The 21,989-nt window shown below is 44.6% G+C and carries 7 protein-coding genes and 3 pseudogenes; 2 read left to right on the plus strand and 8 right to left on the minus strand.

Features of this window, described 5'->3' with window-relative positions:
- Window positions 1-42 precede the first annotated feature (42 nt).
- The 3 genes from MKX68_RS24840 to MKX68_RS24850 all read right to left on the minus strand — a co-directional run bounded on the left by MKX68_RS24840 (window position 43) and on the right by MKX68_RS24850 (window position 10,425).
- The gene (locus MKX68_RS24840; RefSeq protein WP_340914416.1) at window positions 43-7,695 is read right to left on the minus strand and encodes a MupA/Atu3671 family FMN-dependent luciferase-like monooxygenase; all 7,653 of its coding nucleotides are present in this window, start codon (window positions 7,693-7,695) and stop codon (window positions 43-45) included.
- A gap of 259 nt (window positions 7,696-7,954) precedes the next feature.
- Entirely contained in the window at window positions 7,955-8,134 is a 180-nt protein-coding gene (locus tag MKX68_RS24845; protein ID WP_340914417.1) for a hypothetical protein, read from the minus strand.
- A gap of 320 nt (window positions 8,135-8,454) precedes the next feature.
- Window positions 8,455-10,425 carry an amino acid adenylation domain-containing protein gene (locus MKX68_RS24850; RefSeq protein WP_340915498.1) on the minus strand — a complete coding sequence of 657 codons (1,971 nt, stop codon included), beginning with the start codon at window positions 10,423-10,425 and terminating at the stop codon, window positions 8,455-8,457.
- Window positions 10,426-10,943: 518 nt separating this feature from the next.
- Between MKX68_RS24850 and MKX68_RS28725 the strand changes: the two are divergent.
- Window positions 10,944-11,373 (plus strand): annotated as a pseudogene (locus MKX68_RS28725) (IS66 family transposase); the annotation flags it as partial.
- Between the two features lie 1,403 nt (window positions 11,374-12,776).
- On the opposite strand, the gene MKX68_RS24860 reads toward MKX68_RS28725, so the two are convergent.
- Both MKX68_RS24860 and MKX68_RS24865 read right to left on the minus strand, forming a co-directional pair.
- Window positions 12,777-13,700, minus strand: a complete 924-nt coding sequence (locus MKX68_RS24860; protein WP_340914419.1) for a hypothetical protein — start codon at window positions 13,698-13,700, stop codon at window positions 12,777-12,779.
- A gap of 735 nt (window positions 13,701-14,435) precedes the next feature.
- Window positions 14,436-14,702: an acyl carrier protein gene (locus MKX68_RS24865; RefSeq protein WP_340914420.1), complete on the minus strand. Its 267-nt coding sequence runs from the start codon at window positions 14,700-14,702 to the stop codon at window positions 14,436-14,438.
- Between the two features lie 1,763 nt (window positions 14,703-16,465).
- Between MKX68_RS24865 and MKX68_RS24870 the strand changes: the two genes are divergently transcribed.
- Window positions 16,466-17,578 carry a hypothetical protein gene (locus MKX68_RS24870; RefSeq protein WP_340914421.1) on the plus strand — a complete coding sequence of 371 codons (1,113 nt, stop codon included), beginning with the start codon at window positions 16,466-16,468 and terminating at the stop codon, window positions 17,576-17,578.
- A 1,079-nt stretch (window positions 17,579-18,657) separates the two neighbouring features.
- Here the strand turns inward: MKX68_RS24870 and MKX68_RS24875 are convergent.
- From MKX68_RS24875 to MKX68_RS24885, 3 genes and pseudogenes are all read right to left on the minus strand, one after another.
- Window positions 18,658-19,082, minus strand: a pseudogene (locus MKX68_RS24875) (winged helix-turn-helix domain-containing protein); the annotation flags it as partial.
- 398 nt (window positions 19,083-19,480) lie between these two features.
- Complete coding sequence (locus MKX68_RS24880) at window positions 19,481-20,461, minus strand: patatin-like phospholipase family protein (protein WP_340914422.1); 981 nt, start codon at window positions 20,459-20,461, stop codon at window positions 19,481-19,483.
- A 459-nt stretch (window positions 20,462-20,920) separates the two neighbouring features.
- Window positions 20,921-21,286 (minus strand): annotated as a pseudogene (locus MKX68_RS24885) (helix-turn-helix transcriptional regulator); the annotation flags it as partial.
- Between the last annotated feature and the right edge of the window lie 703 nt (window positions 21,287-21,989).

Genomic DNA, 21,989 nt, shown 5'->3' on the forward strand with positions numbered 1-21,989 from the left:
ATGTTTCGTGTTCTGCGGAGAAAAAAGGCTTACGATCCATTTTCATGCCTCCATTCTGGCCATGGCGAGAGACGCGTTCATTTGGCGTGAGAACGCCTCCGCAGTAGGGGCCTTGAATATGGTGCTAGCTGACACTCGTATCCCGAACATTCGTTTAACTCTCGCAAGAATTTGAATAGCATCCATTGAGCTACCACCAGCTTCAAAGAAGTCCGAGTGAGCGGTAAGGCTCTCATTCCCCAAAACTTCTCGCCAAATCTTCAGTACTTCACCAAGATGCTCAGCTCCATCGGTGTAGTTGTCCCAATGTTCCCCAATAGTTGCTGCGTTTTCACCACTGGCAGCTACCTCCTCGACCTCTTCCGAGTAAATAGGTTTCACCTCTGGGTTCCGAACTTCACCCAGTTGATCAACCTGCTCCAATCGTACACGATGTCCTGAAATTGCTGCTGCTATCAATACAACCCAATTGTCAAAAGATTCCATCGTTTCGGAAAGAATGGCTGGCGTTTCGATCTTCTCCGAGAGCCAGTAAGAAAGTAGCTTATCCACACGTTCGATCAGTTCCCTAGACGTCAATACCTCGCCGCTGGAGTGAACGAGAGCCGATTCGACTACCGGAGGCGGAAAGGAGATTTCTTCAGCATTTGAAGACCACTCGTTTATAAGAATTCGGGTGATCTCATGTTCTCCTTCTCTAACATGACGATCACTGATTTGAACAGCCCCCAGGTTCGAGGACGGAGCCAAGCAGACTACTGCACCTACACGGAAAGCTCCAAGTAGCGCGATGAAAGCATTCACGAAAGACTCAGTCTTGATCACGATCTCGTCACCTACCGAAACCCCCTGCTTTTGAAGCCGGTTAGCTAACGTGAGTGACCGACTGATCACCATCTCAGGGAGAAGTCCACTGTCCAACAGAGGCAGGCCATCTCTCTTCGACTTCAAACTACGCTCCAGAACCTCAAACACGGACTCGTCACGACGGACTCCCAAATCTGACTGATTGCCGGACGGAATTTGTGTGAACAACTTTAGGAAGGTCTGAAACTCCTCATTCAGTTGTGCGACATCCGCTTCGCTGAAGAATGCTTCGTTGTAGTCCCATACCAATCGATATTTGTCTCCATTATGTGTCACATTCAAACCCAAATCGAACCGAACAGTCGGAGCATCGCTCTCGATGTGCTCTACGTGGAGCTCATCAAATAGAGGGGTAACAACATCATCCCAACCAAAGACCGTCGTAATTCCTGTTGGACGACCCCAAGACCCGTTTGAAGGTAGCATCTTGAGCATATCGGCCCATGGAAACCGCTCGTGCTCGAAACCATCAAGCAATGTCGAACGAACCTCGGCAATAACTGCAGCAAAGTCTTCTTGGCGCGCGTGACGTAGGCGAATCGGCAGGGTGTTTGCGCAATACGCGACGAGATTAGGATCAGCCGCTATCGACGATCTCCTAGATACTGGCACCGCAACGACAACATCATCCTGTTTATACCTTCGACCAAGAAATGCCATGAAGGCTGAAAGGACCACCATGAACGAAGTCGCTCGCGACTCGGAACTCCGATTACTGATTGCGTCCAGAACCGTTGAAGGAAAATCGAAGTACTTACGCCCTCCACGGTGATCTATCACCCGATCTTGTGAGCGGGAAAGCTCTGCATGAAAGAGTCCAGGCAGATCGGAGAGTTGGGCGCTCCAATAATGATAATCCGCTTCGCTAGGAAGTTGAGTTTCCATATCATCAAGATATGCACCAAACGATCGGGGCTCAGGGAGCTCATGCGGCTTGGTGTCTCCTTGACGAAAGTGATTGTACAGAAGTCGAATCTCGTTCAGTAGAATGTTCTCTGCGGTACCGTCGATAGCCACATGATGAGTAGTTAAGCATAAGAGGTGAACCTCAGGCGCTATCCGAAGTAGGCTGGCTCGAATCAGCGGTCCTCGTGCTAGGTCGAAGGCCTCTGTCGACTCCGCGAGAAGGAATCTCTGAATCGCTGCATCAATATCATCCTTATCTGACAGATCGAGTTCAGTCAACGCAACACGATGCTCCGTTTCAACCCGAATACATTCACCGTCATCGCTATAGCTCGCTCGCAGCGAGTCATGCCGATTCACCAACTCCTGAAGTGCAGTGCGCAGCGCGTCAACTTGCAACGGTCCGACAAGCTTAAGCACACGACGAAGGTTATACGCGCTCGAGGCTTCATCACTCAATTGCGAAACTGCCCAAACAAGACGTTGGTTCGGAGTGGTCTTGTGTTCTGGGCCGTAGGTTCGGCTCAGATCGGGTACCTTTGCCTCGGTATCCATATGGTGAACTATCATGGTGTTTGTCCCGTCTAGCGCGAACTCTGGCAATGCGTCTACAACAGTTGACTTACGGAGCTGTGCATTGAGCTCGCCAATGAAGCGATACCCCTCACGCACAGACACCGTGGACGCACCAAAGTCTACAAAGCACGCGATCTCGTCTACCCCTATCGCACCTAGTTTCCTTACGAGCGGAACGACAGCTTCAACGTTCCCTATTAGTGACTTGGTATTCAGCAGTGACTCCATCGCGCGCTTCAGGAGGTACTCCTGATCATCGTTACTCATGGCATTAACATCAGCTCGGCGCGCCTGGGTAGACATACGCCCAGTGAGGTCCATCGCGGCTCTCAGGTAGCTAGTTAACGGAGCACGTGCCATACCCTTGACTTGATCAACGTCATTCCCAAGCAAAGTGTGCATTAATACCGTAACGTGTCCCTTCTCTGGATCGAGACCCGCCTCGCTTCGCGCCTGTCGATAGAGCGCAATGTTTCTAGCGAGTTCGTCGATGTCTTGGCGCAACAGGTTGGTCAAGATCCCCGCACCTATGCGACCAGCCTCCTCAAACGACTTAGGATTGTTCAGGGTTGTCATCCATACCGGCAACTCCTTATTAGACGGCCGGGGATAGGTACAGACGGCGAATTCGTTCGAACCATTTGAAAACCTCAGTTCCTCACCGCGCCATAATCTTCGAACTGTATCCATGTGTTGCTGCACGATGTCATGACGGTCTTGAAAACTGCCTGGAGAGAGGAGGAAATCACGATCGTTCCACCCCGATGCAAACGAAAGTCCGACCCTTCCACCCGACAGCATATCAACCATAGACCACTCTTCAGCTATCCGTGCGGGATGGTGCAATGGCGCAGCTACGCTGCCCGCACGGATTTGCAACCGCTGAGTCCGCTGAGCGACAGCAGAGGCGAGAACAGCCGGGTTGGGGGAAAATCCTCCGAAACTGTGGAAGTGACGCTCTGGCAACCATATGGCCTCAAGGCCTGCTGCATCTCCGAACTCAGCTCCCTCCATTAGCAGCTCGAGATGTTCGTGCTGATCAATATGTTCGGTGTCGCCAAAGTACGACAAACTCAAAGCGGGAATACGTGACTCGCTGCCCTGAACAAGAACATCCTCTTCCCTATTGCTCATAGCGGTCGGCAGAGAGGATTCGGACTGAAATGGAGCGGATTTCCTCGTGCGGCCGCCCAAACTATCCCAACATCCCGCGTCTTTCATCTCACGTGCCGCATCCGTCGCGGCCTCAATAATGAATTCGATATCCTCTGCCGAATGCTCTGTGGAAATGAAGGACGCACCAGTTTCTGCGACATACACGCCACGGAGAGACAAATTTGCCCTGAAAATGTCTGCTTCAATCGACTGATTTACGAAACTGAAGTTGTTACGAACAGCAAAACGGAAAAATGAGCCAAAGTTTGCAACATGGATTGGCACTTCGAGCGCCCTGAACGCGTGATTTAGGCGATCGGCCATCGCATCAGCGCGTCGGTTGAGGTTAGTTTGTAGTGTCGGACCCCTATCTTTCAGATGACTCAAAACTGCTAACGCTGCCGACAGGGCAAGGGGGTGGTTCGCGTAAGTACCAGCCGTGTAGGTCAGCTTTCGTTCATCAGAAAACCTCGATCCCCCGAGCCAACGCCCGCCATCAACCAGGTCAATGTACTCACGGCTACCGGATACAGCCGCCATCGGCATTCCCGCAGCCAAACATTTTCCGTATGCAACCAAATCCGCACGGACGCCGAAGAGTTCCTGACAGCCTCCAGGCGCAACTCGGAAACCAGTTAGCACTTCGTCGAAGATTAGCGTTATCCCATGTTGTTTGGTGATTTCGCGTAGTCTTCTCAAGAATTTCACTGGATGTTGGCCTGGGTTCGCGTTCTGCACCGGTTCGACCACAACTGCAGCGATCTCTCCTTTGCGGGAAGAGATCACGTCCAATGCCTGCTCTTTCCCGTATGGGAGAACCAATGTATCTTGCACTTGCGACGAGACAATCCCTGCCGCCATCGGGAGAGCCGCGATATTCCCTTCGCCAACGGGCGGCGTAACCAATGTCCCATCTGAATGCCCATGATAAGCATGGGTAAAGAGAACAACTTTCGACTTTCCCGTAGCCGCGCGGGCAATACGAATAGCGGTCATCATGGCTTCTGTACCCGATACGCAGAAGAAGCTACGCTCCATTCCTGTGAGATCGGAGACGAGTTGAGCGACCTCACCAGCTAACTGAGACGTGCTGCCAAGTTGAATGCCAGTCGACAGCTGCTGGCTCATAGCCGCGATAACTGGTTCTGGACTGTGGCCTAATAGATGAGCACCGAATCCCATCGAGAGATCAACGAACTCATTCCCGTCGGCATCCCATAACTTTGACCCAACCGATCGCACTCCACAAAGAGGATAGCGGAGTTGTTCAGCATACCGGTTGGTTGGGACGATGAACCTACGGTTGTTCGCTAGGCGATCCTGATTGTCCTTAGCGTAATTGCGTGAGGCAGCCGTTTTTTGTTGATAGCGCTTGACAACATCATCAAAGTACATTGATGGGTCATTCGTGCGAACGATTCCGTACTGGGACGTAGACTTTTTGTCTGCAAACACTGTCTGGTCCATATGGGCGGTAGTTGCCCCCATATCTGGGTATTTACCTCCCGTCGACTTGAGTGTCACATCCTCAGCGGCCACCTGTATGGAAGGCTGAGTACCAGCGTCAATGTGGGCCTTGGCAATTGCTTCGGCTACATCGGCAATCGTATGTAACTCCTCAAACAACTGACGAACTTCGATCCTCATGTTGTACTGCTTCGAAATGCGTTCAATGATGCCCGCGAAGACCATCGAGTCAGCGCCAAGTTCGAACATCGGTTGATCAGGCGTCACTCTATGTGTGTCCATGCCCAGAAGCTCCGCCAGCTGTCCCCTTAAAAAACCAATTATCTCATCCATCGAATCTTCCTCCCTATGTTCGTGTTTTATCAGGCCTTCCAACCTATCCTGTGCCAGGGGAAGGCTGAGGAGATGTGAAGTACGCTTAAGTGGATAGTTGGGTAATCTCGCGACCGGAGCCCCCTCTCCGAGCCCTTCCCATGAGATTGGGTGACCCCCGACGTAGATTCGCGCCAACTGATCGATTACGCCGAGGGGACTACAATCAGCCAGTCCGTAGTGCATGATCCCGGAACCATTGTTCAGAACGGATTTCTGCCCACCGATTTGGAGCACCAGACATTCCACATTCATCACGCTAGTTTTGACGTAAGTGTCCACTAATTCATTATCAGACTCCAGCATGACTACGACATCCGGTCGAGAATCAAGACTCAACTCTTCAATTCCCTGCTCCAGACCTAGCGTCCAACCGAGACATTTCTCCAATGAACACTCACCTGAGAGCGCTACCACAATAGGCTTGTCACCTTCCGAAACTATATAGACGTTCGGTCTGACACCCAAAGTGAACCACATGTTTGCAAAAGCGAACTGAACGGCAAATCGTCGAATCGCAGCCACATGTGATTCACTGTCCTCGACTCCCAGAGCCTTCGCTGCTTTATAGACCCGATCAAATCCCTCAGCGAAGACCGGGACATATTTGCAGAGATCCAGGAATGATGCCTCGAATATTGGGGAGGATCCGCCGGGCATTACAAGCATAACCGCCGATGTCTTATTGCGAGCTGATAAGACCCCGGACGAAAACCCGGAATTGCCCGAACCTGCCCTACCGTTCGAATCGTGAGCAAAATCACTCAGGCGCGCAATCATTTCCCTGCGGCTGTTTGCCATTAGCGCTAAACGATGGCGGAACTGTGAGCGCCCTACACCCGCAGTCTTACAGAAATCCTGCAACGAGGATGACTCTGTTTGAAGTTCCTCGGAATACATGATGGCGAGCTCGCGAAGCGCGTTGTCGTCTTTCGCAGACAGTACAAGCAATGAAGGTCCATCCCCATCAGTTGGAACAACACTCGCAACGCGCTCCATGTTCGAAACGATAATATGACAGTTTGTTCCGCTGAGGCCAAAAGCACTCACGCCAGCGATACGAGTGCGTCCATCATCTTCCCATGTTGTGATCTTATCCTGTATCTGCAAGCCACTAGAATCCCAAGCGACACGAGGGTTCGGTTCTTGCTGATGCAATGTTGCTGGGATCTGCCCTCGATTGGTGATAAGCAGAGCCTTGACTAGAGAGAGTATTCCAGAAGCTGATTCAAGGTGACCGAAGTTTGTCTTCACCGATCCAACCCGGAGCGGCATTCGACGTCTTTCGGCTCTCCCATATATTTTCGAAAGGGCTTCTAACTCAATCGGATCACCGAGTACTGTCCCGGTTCCGTGCGCTTCAACATATCCAACTTCATTGGGGCTAACATCCGCGTTCATGAGGGCGGAGCTGATGACGGCTTGTTGAGCTGCACCATTTGGCGCGGTCTGACCGTTACTCGGACCATCCTGATTGATTGCACTGCCTCGAAGCAACCCGATAATTGGGTTGCGATCGCGTATCGCATCGTCGAGCCGCTTCAGAGCGACAGTGACCACACCTTCACCAAGAACGAAACCATCTGCGGCAGCGTCAAAAGCTCGACACCGGCCTGAAGTGGACAATGCCCCAGAGAGACGACGAGCTTCGACGCTCCACGGCATCCGTACGAGATTTACTCCTGAGGCAAGCGCTACATTACATTCTCCCGCCCGGAGACTCTGGACTGCCTGATGAACGGCAACGAGCGAGGAAGAGCAAGTAGTATCAATGCTTAAAGCTGGACCATGAACTCGCAGAAAGTAAGAAACACGCCCAGCTGCCATAGCACGATTCGTTCCAGTAAGGCTGTAAGCATCCCAATCTGACACACGAGCTGGACCACTGGAAAGATCCCCGTAGTCGGAACCTCCTATGCCAACGAATACGCCGGTAGAGCTACCGGCAAGCTTGTCCGCTGCGATATTAGCGTTCTCAAGCGCCTCCCACGCGGTCTCAAGCAGCAGACGATGCTGAGGGTCCATATTTCTGGCTTCACGGGGTGAGATACCAAAGAACTCGGCGTCAAAGTCAAGTGGCTCATCCAGAAACGCTCCAGATACTGGTTGCTTAATCCCGATCCCCACCCCTGAGCGATCGGCTAGATCTGCCCAAGGAGCATGGGGAAGGTCCCTTATAGCATCGATTCCATTGCACAGTTCATTCCAAAGCTTATTGATGTCAGTAATACCTTCCGGTAAGCGTAGGCCAACGCCAACAACTGCGATAGGTAGAGGCATCGGCCCTGCGCTTTCTGACAACTGTTTTTTGTGCCGAATCGAATCAATCAACGATTGCTCCACTATACTCATATCATCCCTCCTGAGTCTTGAACAGTTCTCTTAGCTTTCGCCCTCAATCGCGATAAGTTAGCGATGATTGCCCATTTTTAAGATCTCTCCTGCATCAAATACAATGATCAAATCCGTATTTTTCGCTGTCGAAAGACGAAGCACAAGAAGAGCGTCACTGCCCCCGTCGCCCATGAGCTATCTTCAGTAGCAGTGATGTATCCGCTTAGCAGTTCGTTCTCTGCTAAAGGCTCAACTGCTGCAGGCTCATCCAATAACATCAGTAATTGATCGTTCGGAATTCTCGCCCGAGCCAACCGTTGCCACTGTCCTCCAGAATGATCAACCCCATCATCGAAAGAACTACTAAGAAGTGTTTTAACCCCCAGCCGATTGCTGCGCCATCCTTCGCTACAGAGGCTACAGCCTCATCATCATCTAAACGAGGAAGATTACCCATAGCAACATCGGTATCCACCTCATTTTCTCGATCAAAATCTACCCCTTCTTCAACTAGAAGTATGCAAAAACTCACTAACAAAATTAAACTTCAACACCAACTAATACAACACTCTGGCCCAAGCCATTAGAACATGCTGAATCGCTATTAGAATCCGTGGCCCTGCATCGGTCGATTCCGCTGACGAGCATCGGCGAACATCGAGTGCACAATGATCCACGAAACGGGCGCTCTGGTTGGAACTTTCGAGCCATTCTATCAGTGGACAGTAGGAATGACTGAAATCACCTCATACTGCTCAGCCCGAAGCTTCTCTGACTTTAAAAGGAGGCCTTCCCTGTGTATCCGATTTGTAGTTCCTCGACCACGTTCAGGTGCGATGGTACCGCGACTGGGGGCAGCGTTCGCCTAACAAATCGAAGAATCTCGTCAAGGTCTAAGGATTTGGCTGAACTGGACTTCAGAGTAGCTGTCAGCTGGCCATCCACGTCCAAGCGCACGTGCGCTTGGTCAACATCCGTGTATTCGCGGAGTACCGACTCAATCTCCTCAGGGTCAATTCGCTGGCCTCGAATCTTGAACTGACGATCAATTCTCCCAAGGAAGACTAAGCTGCCGTCTGGTTGCATCCACACGCGATCACCTGTGTGATAAGAACGACGTCCATTTCGAAGACCGAACCTCAGTGCCGAAAGTTCCTCTTCGTTCTGGTAGCCTAGTGCGACGGCATCAGAGATCAACACCAACTCACCTACGATCGGCGCGGGTTGACCATTTGAATCGATGAGCTCGACTTCAACCCCAGACACAGTAAAACCTATCGGAATGTCGGTGGTATTGATTGGTTCTGCGATAGAGATGACATGCTGAACCCCCACTGTACACTCACTCGGTCCAAAGCCGTTCAACACAAATGCACCAGGCATCGTACACTGAACTCGACCCACATCTGCAGCCTGAACACGCTCACCCCCGAATACGACCACCCGGACACTTCCTAACTCCTCAACAGGACCAGTCAAATCTTCTAGCAGATGACGTAACAAGGTGGGTGTGCCATGAAGCACCGTCGGTCGCCATGCGCCTAGAACTTCCCGTAGAGAATCGGCTGGTTGCATCGGATCGACGATATGAACGGTTGCACCGGAGAGCAAACCACCGTAAAGATCCATGACTGCCGCATCGAAAGCGAAACTCGCGAGCAGAGGGATAACTTCGCCGATCGCGAGGCCGACACTGTCACGATAGTTGCGCGCGTGTCGGACGATCGCCTGAGCTGACTGTACGACACCCTTAGGTGTTCCAGTAGTGCCTGATGTGTATAACACATAGGCTGGGCGATTGCTATCCAGCGACTCGGGCGGAGGGATAAGGTTCCCACTTCGCAACGTCAGCGCAACTCGATCTGTCTTGGGCGATATCCCGACGGCCCGTTCCGCGAGTTCAGTGCTATGGGCAATGATCGTCAGACCTGACTGTTCAACGATTCGGCTCAATCTCCCATCAGGCATACGCGGATCAAGTGGTATGTAGACCATGCCAGCAGCTAAACTTGCAAGCATTCCAACAACTGGCTCTATCCCGTGTTCAGCCAAAATTGCAATATGAGTACCAGTTGGAGCAACTCTTCTAAACTCGTCGGCCAGTCCTCCTACCCAAGAACCTAGTTCCTGATATGTCAGTGCCCATCCCTCCGCTACGAGAGCTATTGAGTCGGGTGTCTCGTGGATCACCTCCAGGAAACGACGGATAACACAAGAGTCCCATTCTGGCTCCAAACGTGCTTCCCTTGAGCCGGGCACATCTTGCCGTTGTTGAGGCGACGTCACGATCGGTAGCTCGATAGTTGCAACGGGCATATCACTGCTGCACAGAATCTCTAAGTGCAATGCCACCCGTTCACGTACTGGCTCAGAGAACGAATTCTCGTCCAGCCAAAGTGTGATCGCATCGCAGTTCAAATGCAACACCACAGTAAATGTTTGCTCATGGACCTGGTTGTCCGTAACGCATGCAACTGCTCTCCCGGATAACGCGGTACACGGTTCTTGACGCTGCTTCCTCGGCGGTTCAGACAAATCGATTTCAATGGAGACCATACTACGATCGACATCGAGATCAAGAGCTAGATCTACACAGTCCTCACCTGAATGAATAGCGATGAGAACTCCCACGATGCTCACCCATTCGCGAGCATCAATGGATTCGGAAAGATATATGGTTGTAGCCCTGACAAGACGAACTCTTTCACCAATAGCAGGTTTGAGGAACGGGCCTCGCCCACCTTTCATAAAACTCAACTACAATCGCCTCCATTTATATTGGCCTCGCTCGTTCTCATTGAGCTACGCGAGTCCTCTTGGTCTAGTAAACACGCATCTATCCCAGGTGGAGAGAAGCGAACGTTTTAGCGTCGTACGCCTTGTCGACAAATAGAACGCATCTTCATTGTCTCAGGTGCTCTCCTCCAGACGGAAAAAATACAATATTTTTCCACAAATTATACTATATTAAAAATTACTACAAATTTTTACTTATGTCTAGACCTAATGCGTGGGATTGTTATTCGTCGGTGAGCGTCAAATACTCCCCACCTGTTAACCTTGAAATCGCGATGCGACAATGAAGTCATCTTCCAAGAAGGAGTTTTCACGCATGACCAGCAACAACGCTGTCGAGCCTGAATGGTGCGCATTCAAGAGTTCCGGCAAAACGGACTTACGATGAAAGCCTGGTGCCAAAAGAACGGTTTCAAGTTCTAGCAATTTAAGATACTGGATGAAACAACTCGGCGATGTTGCAAATTTAGGAGAGGCAGAAAGCGCGGATGGAGCAGAGTGTACCTGTGCTGTACAAGTATGTTGCCTGGCTGAAGTAGGCACGGAGGACGCTGCCCAAGAGTCTGGTTGGTGTGGCGATTGCGTACAGGCTGAACCAATTCGACAAGCTGTCGGCGTTCGTGAGCGACGGACTGCTGGAGCTGGACAACAACCGAAGCGAGCTGTCGAGCAAGCCATTTGTGATCGGGCGGAAAAACTGGCTGTTTGCCAACACGCCGCGCGGCGTGTTCGAGACGGCGAAGGAGGATGGGCTGAAGCCGTAGACTTTTTGAACTATGTATTCGAGCAGTTGCCGCAGCTGGAGAATACGAATGACCCGGAGGCACTCATGCGCTGCTGTCGTGGTCAAAGACGTTGCCGCTGACCTGCCCGCATGGTTTCAAACTAACCTCATCCTAAAACTTGCTCCTTTGCTTTCCTAGGTGGGTGCTATATGATGCTCACCTATCAAACAACCTGATCTATGAGATCGGTTAAAGATTTCTAATAAATAACCGGGACAGTGGAATTGATAATAAGAATACAACTATTCTCTCGACCTTTGAGACTTGCAAGTTAACAAACCGCTTCTCCTCTAAAGTGAATATTTAGCTCATAATGTCAAGACAATCGTTGTGCTGTGTTCAATATCTACACCAACACGATGATGACGTGATACCACCATTGTAATCAATTCAGCAGAATGAGATAAGTTGAAATGTATGTTGGGGAACTGTGGTTTCCTTATTTGAGAAGTTGCTAAATTCAAACGAGCAACTAGAGTTACCTTCATGAGGAGTCGTCCAGTCAAGAACTCACGTTTTTTGAAATCAATAGTGTATTTTGAATACGTCTGATACTCTATTTCATCATAAATGCATAGTGATTTTTCGAGTTTCTATCGGTAATTATGTTTGGTATCCGAAGTAAAATTATCTCAGTACCGTTCAACGTAATTATCTCCGTTCAATTAAAGATAGTTAGAGGCCGAATCGGGTCGTAAAGATTTTGTGTACTCTTTTCGACCTAATTGCATAAATGTGGATCCATTCGATGTGTAACACCACCGCCAGTCAGCATAATGACATGGCTCCACTCAGGCTGAGTATGTAAAGGTAAGCTTCTCCGCCTTGACATGCGGGTCAAGGCACGAGCACACGTTGGCGTCGTGCAATCCACACCCTAATTTCCGATGCTAAATTAGTTACATTTCTAAATCTACGCGTTCCCAAATATAAATCTTGATTATCTAATATTTTCTCATTAGGAAAATAATTCATTTTAATAATATTTTTTTCCATAAACATCGAAAATAAGTGAATCGATTTCCTATGAATCGGCTCAAATTCCGTGCACTTGGAGGTGGCTGTGGCATATATCGGTAAACGCAATCAAATTTTTCTCCCAAGCGAACTTTTCCTTCCGTTCGAAGGCAACATCGATGAAAATAACCGTTGGTGTGAGCAAACAGTTCCTGAAGTAGCTCCGTCGGCACCTGCGGATTCTGCGGGAAAGTTGCGATCCACTCATGATGGAGATCCCTAATTCCTCACAAAACTGCTTATCTGCCTGTAGACCATGTTCCATCTCTTTATAGGATCTCCAGCCATTTTCGATTTCCTACAACTGGCGCCGTCGCGGTGGTGATGGATTTTGGAACACAAACATCCATCGAGCTAATGTGGATGGCGTCCAGTGGGAAAGGGGGACGCTGCCTATTAAAACGAACACTTGATCAAGTTCTCTTGGGATAATATGTACACGTAGATAAAGAAGGTCTTAAATCCTTGAAAATACTGCGATCTCCTTTCTTCTAGCAGTCTCTAAATAGATTTTTTAATTGCGGAGAATACCAATTCCGAAGTTTGGGATAATATTTTTTTATCAAGATTCTCGGCACTCATGAAATAATTGCTAGCCTTCTCCAGGCTACGAAAATCATGAGTGTAAAGGAATTTACCCACAAGAACAGATGCCATACTCAATAAATTCGACAATTCTTGCAATTGCGAAAAAATATTCGCATCAAACTTCGCAATTTTGTTGCTATCTAGATATTTAAGTCGATACTCTAATCCGATTTTATTCTCTCGTAACCGACGAAGCCCTACTCTAATTAAATGCATTGCTCTTTCATCCTCAAAAAGCTCAGAATTAAGAGAAAATCGATTGTATAACCCCTCGTAATAGGCATTATATATTGATGTACCTACTCGTTTAACAACATTTCTACCTGAATATAGAATTCCTCCTTTTAAAAACTCCTCCAATTCAAATAAGATCACCTCCAACCGTATTGTTCTAGGTGTTATTGGACGAAGTGAAAATGTATATGCGGGTTCATTAAGTGCCAAATGATTCTTAAGGGCCAGATCGTCCACTATACCAGTTCGAATAAGTTTAGTCCCGTGGGCAAACGCACGTTCAAACTCCTTAAAACCTACAGTTGAAATACTCCACTTAACGTCCTCTAAATCTAAAAAATAAATTAGCTCAGAGTCACTATCGTACCCCACAATAAATTGACTATTCAAATCGCATTCATTTGTAGAACTATTCTCATGGAACTTATTCACATCCACACGGAGATTCAAGTATTCCATATTGTCTATTGCATGAATAATTGTATCGACAATCCTCTCCTTATCTCCAATAGGTTTAAAATGAAGCACTTCATCAAATATAGTTAAATACTCATGATTAAAATCATAGTAAACACATTCGAACGTTTCTTCATACATGCTCATTCCAATATACCTCTCCATAAACCACGGGATATTTCGTTGATCACTCAATATGACTGAAAGCCTGTAAAAATCGAAACAGTCGAACACAGGAATATCATTAGAAAAATTTATCGGTAGAACATTCTTCAAAATCATTCACCCCTACGATATTAAGTAACGTGAGTCCAATCCATTAACTGGAACTCGCAGCTAAACGCTGTATGAAAATTGTACTCACTCTAAAATTAGATCTGCTGAGCAAAGAGAATACGAACTCCTCTATAGTTAGTGCTTCTACATACAAATTTTATCTACTTTTACTCATGTAAATTTTGCACATCTAGTGGCCAGTTTTGGCGAACGGTGTTTACTTACCTGCAGTGATGGACGATTCTAGAGAAAAGACATCAGGTGCATCCGCAACTACTTTATGTCTACATAGGGAATATTGATAGAGCCTTAAAGAGCAAGCGTTTCAGCTTGAGTAAACTTACGGTTTACACATTCGCTACTATAGGACTCATTACAGTGGATTTACGGGGGTTATATTGGGCTATGGTGTAAGTGGAGACCAAACCTTGTTCCAAGGTTATTTCGAACGATATTTCCCCGTTTCCACCACTAAATGTATATAATTCATGAAGATGCATGTTTTTGTTTCTGTTAGCTGATATGCATTATGAGAGTAGGCTTTTGACATAGGAGTGTTTAATGGAAGTAAGACGGAGTTCAATTGATTCCCTCCAACTAAGATTATTAGGGTTTCGAATTGTTACTTAATCTGTTGACTAAATTAACAATGCTAATAATATTTTCATAGTTTTCGATTAGTAGGTCCTCATCATCAATTTCTATATTAAATTCTTTTTCCAAATCCAAAATGATTTTCATACATTTAAAAGAGTCCATGCCTAGATTTTTTAAAGTATCAGTGTCGTTAATTTCCGTCTGGGGTTGGAGATTTGATTTAACAATACGAGTTACTGAGGTACTAATGACGGAGTCTGCTTCTTCAAAATTCATAAATAATTTCCACCTTTTCTACAGTAATTTAAGGTTTAAGCATAAAAATATTTCCCCTAGAACAAATACAAAATAAAATTATGATTAAGTCTGGGTTATGCACCTTCTTACAAACAATTTTCTTAATTGTTCTTTATCGGTCTTACCATTTATTGTGGTAGGGAATCTGTTATGTACGGTTATATCAGGAAGGAATGAGTATCCATTTTTCTAGGTAAGCATTTAGTTGATGTTCTTTATAATTAAATTTTCTTGATCTACTTGTGACAACACAACATGACCAGATAAGAACGACCTGTCATTTAGGTCATCATAAAGAACAACTGCTGCATATACTTCTGTATTCAACGTAAGAGCGTTTTCAATCTCACCTAATTCAATACGTATTCCTCGTAATTTAACTTGTCCTTTTCAGGAAATGTAAGGGAATTTCTTTGAATAATTGTGGTATGGTTTTAAATGAATTAGTCACATATTGGGGCTGAACCTCCCTATCCTATGAAATATCTTTAAGTAAAAATCACCCATATAAGTATATCACTATATCTTAAACTAAGTAAAGTCATAGATATAAATTATTGGTCTCTTCTATCTCTTTCAATAATTCATAAATCCGCACGATTATTTCGATAGTATTTTATACATGTCGGTATACTTGTTGTTTCCATAAGAGTTGCTCCATAGATAAGGCTGAACGGTCTAGCATCTTCACAGCATAGTAATAACGTGTTTTACACTCGATAAAGTTAGCTAAACAGTTTTTACTTTTACCTCCACTAGAAACGACAGTATCAAGTTCCCAATGACCAAAGGTTTCACGTTGCTTCACTTCTCTTGGACGTTGCCTATCGATAGCCCTTGATTAAAGCGACCTCTATTTTCACGCGTCTTTTTACGCTATTTATTATGTCGCAAGAGGGTTGTGTTCCTTTGGACTAGCTTACCTTGGTAAAGCCAGCGGTATATGGTTTTAAAGGATACATCTTGCTCAGAATAATCATGTTTTCTTACGACCTTCTATTTGTTCTGAAGACCATGTTGCAGCGAGCGTTTGAGTAAGGTAGTGTACTCTGTCTTTCGTCCACTTCCCTCTAGGTTTACTTTGCATGCGATTGTGTTGGTAATCCGCCTGTGCATTGGTAGCTTCATAAGCTAAAGATTGGTTATTCATACGATTAAGCTCACGAGAAACGGTAGAATGGTGGCGCTTGATCTACTGAGCTATCGCTCTTGCACTCGAGCCTAAATGATTTAGCGTTTCCATTTTTGTACGCACGTTTATGGTAAATGGTTTATAGCTCATGACGAGTTCTCCTTCTAGGTGGTGGGTGGTACCTTCATTCTAGAGTATTCGTCATGGGTTACTTTTTAGGTGTCGCACCTCGTATTACAATCTGTCTTAAGAGATATATTATATTTTCCTAAGTGACAATTGACAAATAATGAAAAAAAATATATATTTTTTTGAAATACATATTCCAAAATTAGCAAAAAATTGGGAGAAAAATGTATTTAGAATGAGCGACTTAGATCTGCGTGTGAAAAGAGTATATTTATTAGTACAGAGCATTAAGTTCTTGCCCTGAGCAAGCAACAAGAACTTATATATAAAAACGCACTTCATAATTCGCTTAGGTGTTTTTTGTTCTTGTCGTCCAACTGTTCAATACTACCTTCATAACGACGTTGTAACATGCAAATTTTTCCAAAATATAAATTTCAATTAGTTTAACAATATAGGCTATAGAATTGGGGGATCACTAATGATGAAGGTACTGGACTTTGATAAGACTCCGATCATTGATACGTATAGCAATCAGGCTAATATAGTTGCAATAGTATCTAAACATGATCAGCTAAAGTCTTGGATATTGGCAAGGTTTATAAGAATAGCTTATGCCAAGGACAATGAATATTTTGATTTTTGTAACGGTGATTATTTCGACTTTTATCGATGTCGGACGAAATACTGCGACGGCAGGAAGTATTTTTTAGAATATAGCAACCATGACTTTTTGTTGGAAGAAGATGTAACAAATGAAATACTTAAAGACAATTTATGTGATCGGATAATAGAATATATTGATAAGGGTTCATACGTGACAATGTATCTTGATCACTACTATATTGAAGGATCCGACGCATTTAGTGAATTTCATCGAAATCATCAAGCAATTATATACGGATATGATTTGGAAAATAAACAATTTTATGTAGCGGATAATTTTGTACGTGGAAAATATTTAACGCTTAAGGTCAATTTTTTAAACTTACTAAATGCGCGAAGATCGTCTGAGAAAATTGAATTAAAGGCTGTGTTAAAGGTATCAATACTAGCCGAAAGCAGGTTCACTCTCGACTATACTGATATATATAATACTTTAGTTGATTATTTATCCGGAATGGATAGATCAAACTACGGTATCATCACTCATTATGATCCTTCAAAAACATCTCAATATCCTTACTTGCATCATAACTTTGAATATGATTTTCACTATAACACTGAAGGCTTCTTATACGGGCATCATACTTACAAGCAATTTTTTAAGGATATAGCAGATAGTATGGAGCATGGAGGAAAATTAGATATAAGAAGTTATCATTTAATGTGTAATCATAAAGCAGTAATAAGAGCACTATATGCTCTTTTCATTGAAGATTTTGGCATAGTAGATCACAAGGAATTATCACAACAATTTGATGATATTAGTAAAAATTGCATAATGGCTAGAACTTATGTTATGAAATATAATATAACAGCAGATAAACATTTACTAGATAAAGTAGAAGAAATATATAAGAACCTTGAATTATCGGAGAAAGATGCTATCTTAGCATTTCTAAGTGAATTGTCAAAAATACTTAAATTATAATCTTTGCACTCCCCTGTTGTGGAGAATACCCGTGATAATCTGAGACTCCTTTAACTCAATCAGGCTTAATTTAAAACTTATGGATGACAAAGATGACGGTCAGGATACAATAAACCTGAGATGCAGATTTTGTAAATCTTTAGCATTGAAACCTTTCTCATTGATAACTTTTACCACCATCTCAAGATTAGCGATAAGAGCTGTTTCATCCTGATAAGTATCATTGATTTGCTGTACTTGTGTGACTGGGTTAATTGATGCCCAAAAGACATGTTACCCTCACTGAATAAAAGGGTGAAGCCTAATAAAGCAGTGCTTATAGTATACTTTTAACAACAAAGCTACTAAATTCTCGCTTATTTTTGATTTAGGCTTGTAATCTTTTGCCTTTTATACTTAATAGGAGCTGAGTATCTTGAGCAATCTCATGAGTCTTCTGCGTCATGAGACTTTTCATCTTGAACCTCTGCATGAACTTTTTAAGGGAATTCATTGAATTAACCTCCTCACATTTCAAAAGCTAACTAGCTATCACTAACCTTAATATTTGTAACATTCCTTGATCTCACTAGTTTGCTTGTAAAACACCTTCTCGAAATGACCATCTCGTATTAACTTCCTAATTCTGGAATATTATAATCCACAGTGAAGTAAATGCTCGTATCTAGCATGTCCAGCACGAGATAATGCGGTGAATGCAATACGCTCACGTTAAAAATATTGCGTAGTATAAGGCTTGTTTCTTCTCGGCATGACAGTTACCTCCTGATGGTTGATACCATAATAAGGAGAGGAGATTGATGAGTTTGCTTTCAAAAGTTCAACCAGAGCAGGTCGGGATACGAGTCGAAGAGATGGAACCCTGAAGTATGATCAGTATTATTTGCACGCTTACGAAACTTTGAGGATCTCAAGAGGGATGTTGGCGCATACATCCACTTCTACATTAAGAACGGTTCCAGGGCAGCTAAACGGCCTGAGTCCAGTGAGAATCAGGACTAAGGCCGAATAAATGATTTTTATTTTTATACTGTCTACTATATAAATTGAACTAAAGAAAAGACGGTTTTAGAACCTGCTCCGCGATGTTTACCTGTGGTTGGAATGATCCGTTGCTTGCCGCGGAGAAACCACGTTTTCTGAATCGCTTGGTCGTCGCGAATCATGGATTCATCCTCTAAAAGGATGTGCTGAATTTCGTCCCTGATCACTCTTTTTTTAAATGGGGAAACGTGGATTCTGTAAAGATTCGTTGTTTTTCTTCGTTCCCCGCTGCCAAGGTATACGTTGGTTTGGTGTAACTTAGTCCCTGGCGATGCATCATTTTGGAAATCCCCCGAAGTGAATACGTTACGCCATATTCCCGCTCAATTAGGGCAGCAATGATCTCCAGTGTTCAGTTGTGCCGTACCGTAAAGCCTACATCATGCGGAACGGAGTTCACAATCGTTTGTTTCAACTGTTCTTGTTGTTCTGAGGATAATCGAACAGGCGCACCTGGTGCTAACAAAGTAAGTACAAGCCGTTTCAATTGTTCATCGTTTGGCTTTGCACAAATGGGCTGGATTACCATCAAGAAAATGATGACTGTTAGCAATGATCCCATAACTCTTTTCATTTCTGAAACCCTCATCCCCAGAGTTTTAAGGGTAGTTTTCACTAAATGAAAATAATTTTTTATGCTAACCTGCCCGTTAGTTTAATGAATTGAAGGGCAAGATGACGATTAGTTATGCATCTAACCGGAAATAGGTTCCTCAGCTTGGGACAAAAACTTGGTTCCTTAAAACAAAAAAGCTGCTAAAACAGCGACTTGAATGTAACAATGTTATTGTCCCCCGACACGTTCACCGAGTGGTCATGAAGGTTTCTTTATGCTTATACATCATGGGAAAATCATAGTTACTGGTAAATTTTATGTCCCTCCTGCTGTTCTGCAAAGTAAAGTTCCATCGGTGTGATTGCATGATTTTGTCTGAATTTATTCTTGTACGTTTCAAAATCCCAACTTTCCAGAAATTTCGTTGCTGTAACATGTCCTGATTGCAGTAAGAAACGCTGGTCTTCTTCCGTCAAATTGAACTTCGTCGTTGTTACTTTTCCAGTAGGAATAAACATCGTTCGTTCTTCCGTATGTTCATCTACATGTCTTTGATCGTGGGCCTGTAACATCGTTTTGAATATTCCTATGAGTAAAGAAACCGGACCGTTGATATCCATAGATTGGGCATACGTACGCTTTTCTGACAGCCGGAAGCCAAAGGTCGGCCACTGTGGAATCCCCTCCACATCAAAGAGCCAGATCGGAAAGTTACTGAGCATGCCCCCATCCAGCATATAATACGGTTTCTTCTGTAATGGCGTATGCCATAGATAAGGTTTAAAAAAGAAAGGCAATGTTGTGCTCATTCGCACCGCTGCAGCAATTGGAAATTCAGATGCTTTCAGTCCGTAATGAGGCAAATCATTAGGAAAAACGACGATCTTACCATTGCTTATATTCGAGGCGATAATGGAAAGCTTTCCTTCTGGAAGATCTCCAAACGTTACAATGTTCTTACGTTTCAGCCAATCTGTCATCACTTGCTCTAAAATGTGATTGCTATAGATTCCAGAATCAAATATGAATGGAAGGGTCTTGTTAAACAGAGGCAATCTGCTTATTCCTGTACGTCCGAGCAGCTTCGTATAATCTAGCGAGCTCATCAAATTCCGAATTTCAGCACTGTTGTAACCGCAAGCTAACAATGTCGCAACAATCGCTCCAGCTGAAGTCCCTGCAATTTTGTTCCAAGTATAGCCTTTAGCCTCCATCACCTCTATGGCTCCCACAAAAGCAATTCCCTTGACCCCTCCGCCTTCAAAGACTGCATCTGCCTTCACCTGAATTTCCTCCTTACAAAATGAAATATTTCCTGGTTATTATTAGCTTTGTAAATTAAACTATTCACGTTGAGGATATGCTTGTTATGCTTGCTTCCCCCCTCAATCGGTTAACTCTTATGCCGAGCATCCGTTCAATTCCGTCCCCAACTGCTTCAAGCAGCTGTGATGGCAGACATATCCTCAAGCGTATAAGGAATATTCGTGAATATTTGTGCGTTGTCCTGACATAAGTGTTCTGGCGAGGGCTTCAAAATCCAGTGTAGTGTGATGGCTAAAATAGGTAGATAAGTTTGTGTCCCGATTATCAAAACGAATCACCCTGTATCCTTTTGCCGCCAGCATCTCACAAAATGGAACAGTCAATCGGATCATTTGTGTTCCCAGCCCGGCAATCAGGAGCGAGGAACATCAGTAAATGACATTTGTAAATCTTGACTCACAAGACAAAACGCGGAACATCTCGAAAGCTCCTCTTATTGAGATATGATAGGACATTCGAGGATAGGCTTTTAAGGAAACGCCTTTATCGCGCGCAGATATCGGCATAGTCCCAAGGAGATTCTTAAACGCCCGTGCGAACGCTTCCGGCGATTGGTATCCATATTTCATAGCAACATCGATTACCCTCGCATCGGTTGTCTGCAGTTCAAAAGCCGTGAATGTCAAACGACGACGTCGGATGTACTTGGATAACGTTATTCCGGTAATGAAAGGGAACATTCGTTGAAAATGATAGGTGGAACAACAGGCAATCTGCGCTATTTCATCATATGAGATATTGTTCGCCAAATTTGTTTCGATATTATCGTTTGCGCTTTTCATCCTCTCCAACCCATCGTTCTCCCTCCCTTCGAGTTAAATACTATCGTAAATAAAAAAGACTTTCCTTGCATTTCCTGCACCAAATTGTCAGCATCGTTCGCATCCCCTGAAGACCAATCCCAACAAATCTTGTCCAATACGGTAATCGGTACAAGTTCTTGTCCCTCGACATGTAGGCATTAACATCGGGAGTTTATCTCATATTTCAGATCCCGATTGAATTTCATCTAGATGATAAAACTCAATTAAGCTTGAAGAGAATTTTCATATTTAATATATTTTATTGAAAAATTTGGGAAACTGTTATCTCTTATTTGTTCAATTTCGTTCCATTGAGGTACAACTTACTTCTACACTTCTTTCTCCTGCAACTCTCAACCAATCAATAAAAAAAGTTTGCACAAAATTGAGCTACTATCTTTTCTAATATCCAGAATAATGCGTTCTTATTAATCCCTTTACTTCTCATTTGATGACTAACGATTTGGTCTGCAAAATATTCTAAGTGGCTCTTATTATTAATGGTATTGGTCCTCAATAGAAAGAATCATTTTCTACTGTTCTACACATAGTGTCACAGTAAAAATATTCTTTGTTCAGCAGAGATTTTCTCAAGTTTGAGTGATACAACTAATCCTCCTATCAAAAAAAGCAGCCCCGTCAGGAGCTGCCTCATGTTATGCCTTATTTTGTAATCCTATCA

The organism is Paenibacillus sp. FSL M8-0212, assembly GCF_038004645.1.
Taxonomy (GTDB): domain Bacteria; phylum Bacillota; class Bacilli; order Paenibacillales; family Paenibacillaceae; genus Paenibacillus.

Bases quoted from the DNA above. Each gene is read 5' to 3' on its own strand.
- MKX68_RS24865 (WP_340914420.1), bottom strand. From the start codon at position 14,702: ATGAATTTTGAAGAAGCAGACTCCGTCATTAGTACCTCAGTAACTCGT.
- MKX68_RS24840 (WP_340914416.1), bottom strand. From the start codon at position 7,695: ATGAGTATAGTGGAGCAATCGTTGATTGATTCGATTCGGCACAAAAAA.
- MKX68_RS24845 (WP_340914417.1), bottom strand. From the start codon at position 8,134: ATGGGTAATCTTCCTCGTTTAGATGATGATGAGGCTGTAGCCTCTGTA.
- MKX68_RS24860 (WP_340914419.1), bottom strand. From the start codon at position 13,700: ATGAGCATGTATGAAGAAACGTTCGAATGTGTTTACTATGATTTTAAT.
- MKX68_RS24870 (WP_340914421.1), top strand. From the start codon at position 16,466: ATGATGAAGGTACTGGACTTTGATAAGACTCCGATCATTGATACGTAT.
- MKX68_RS24850 (WP_340915498.1), bottom strand. From the start codon at position 10,425: ATGAAAGGTGGGCGAGGCCCGTTCCTCAAACCTGCTATTGGTGAAAGA.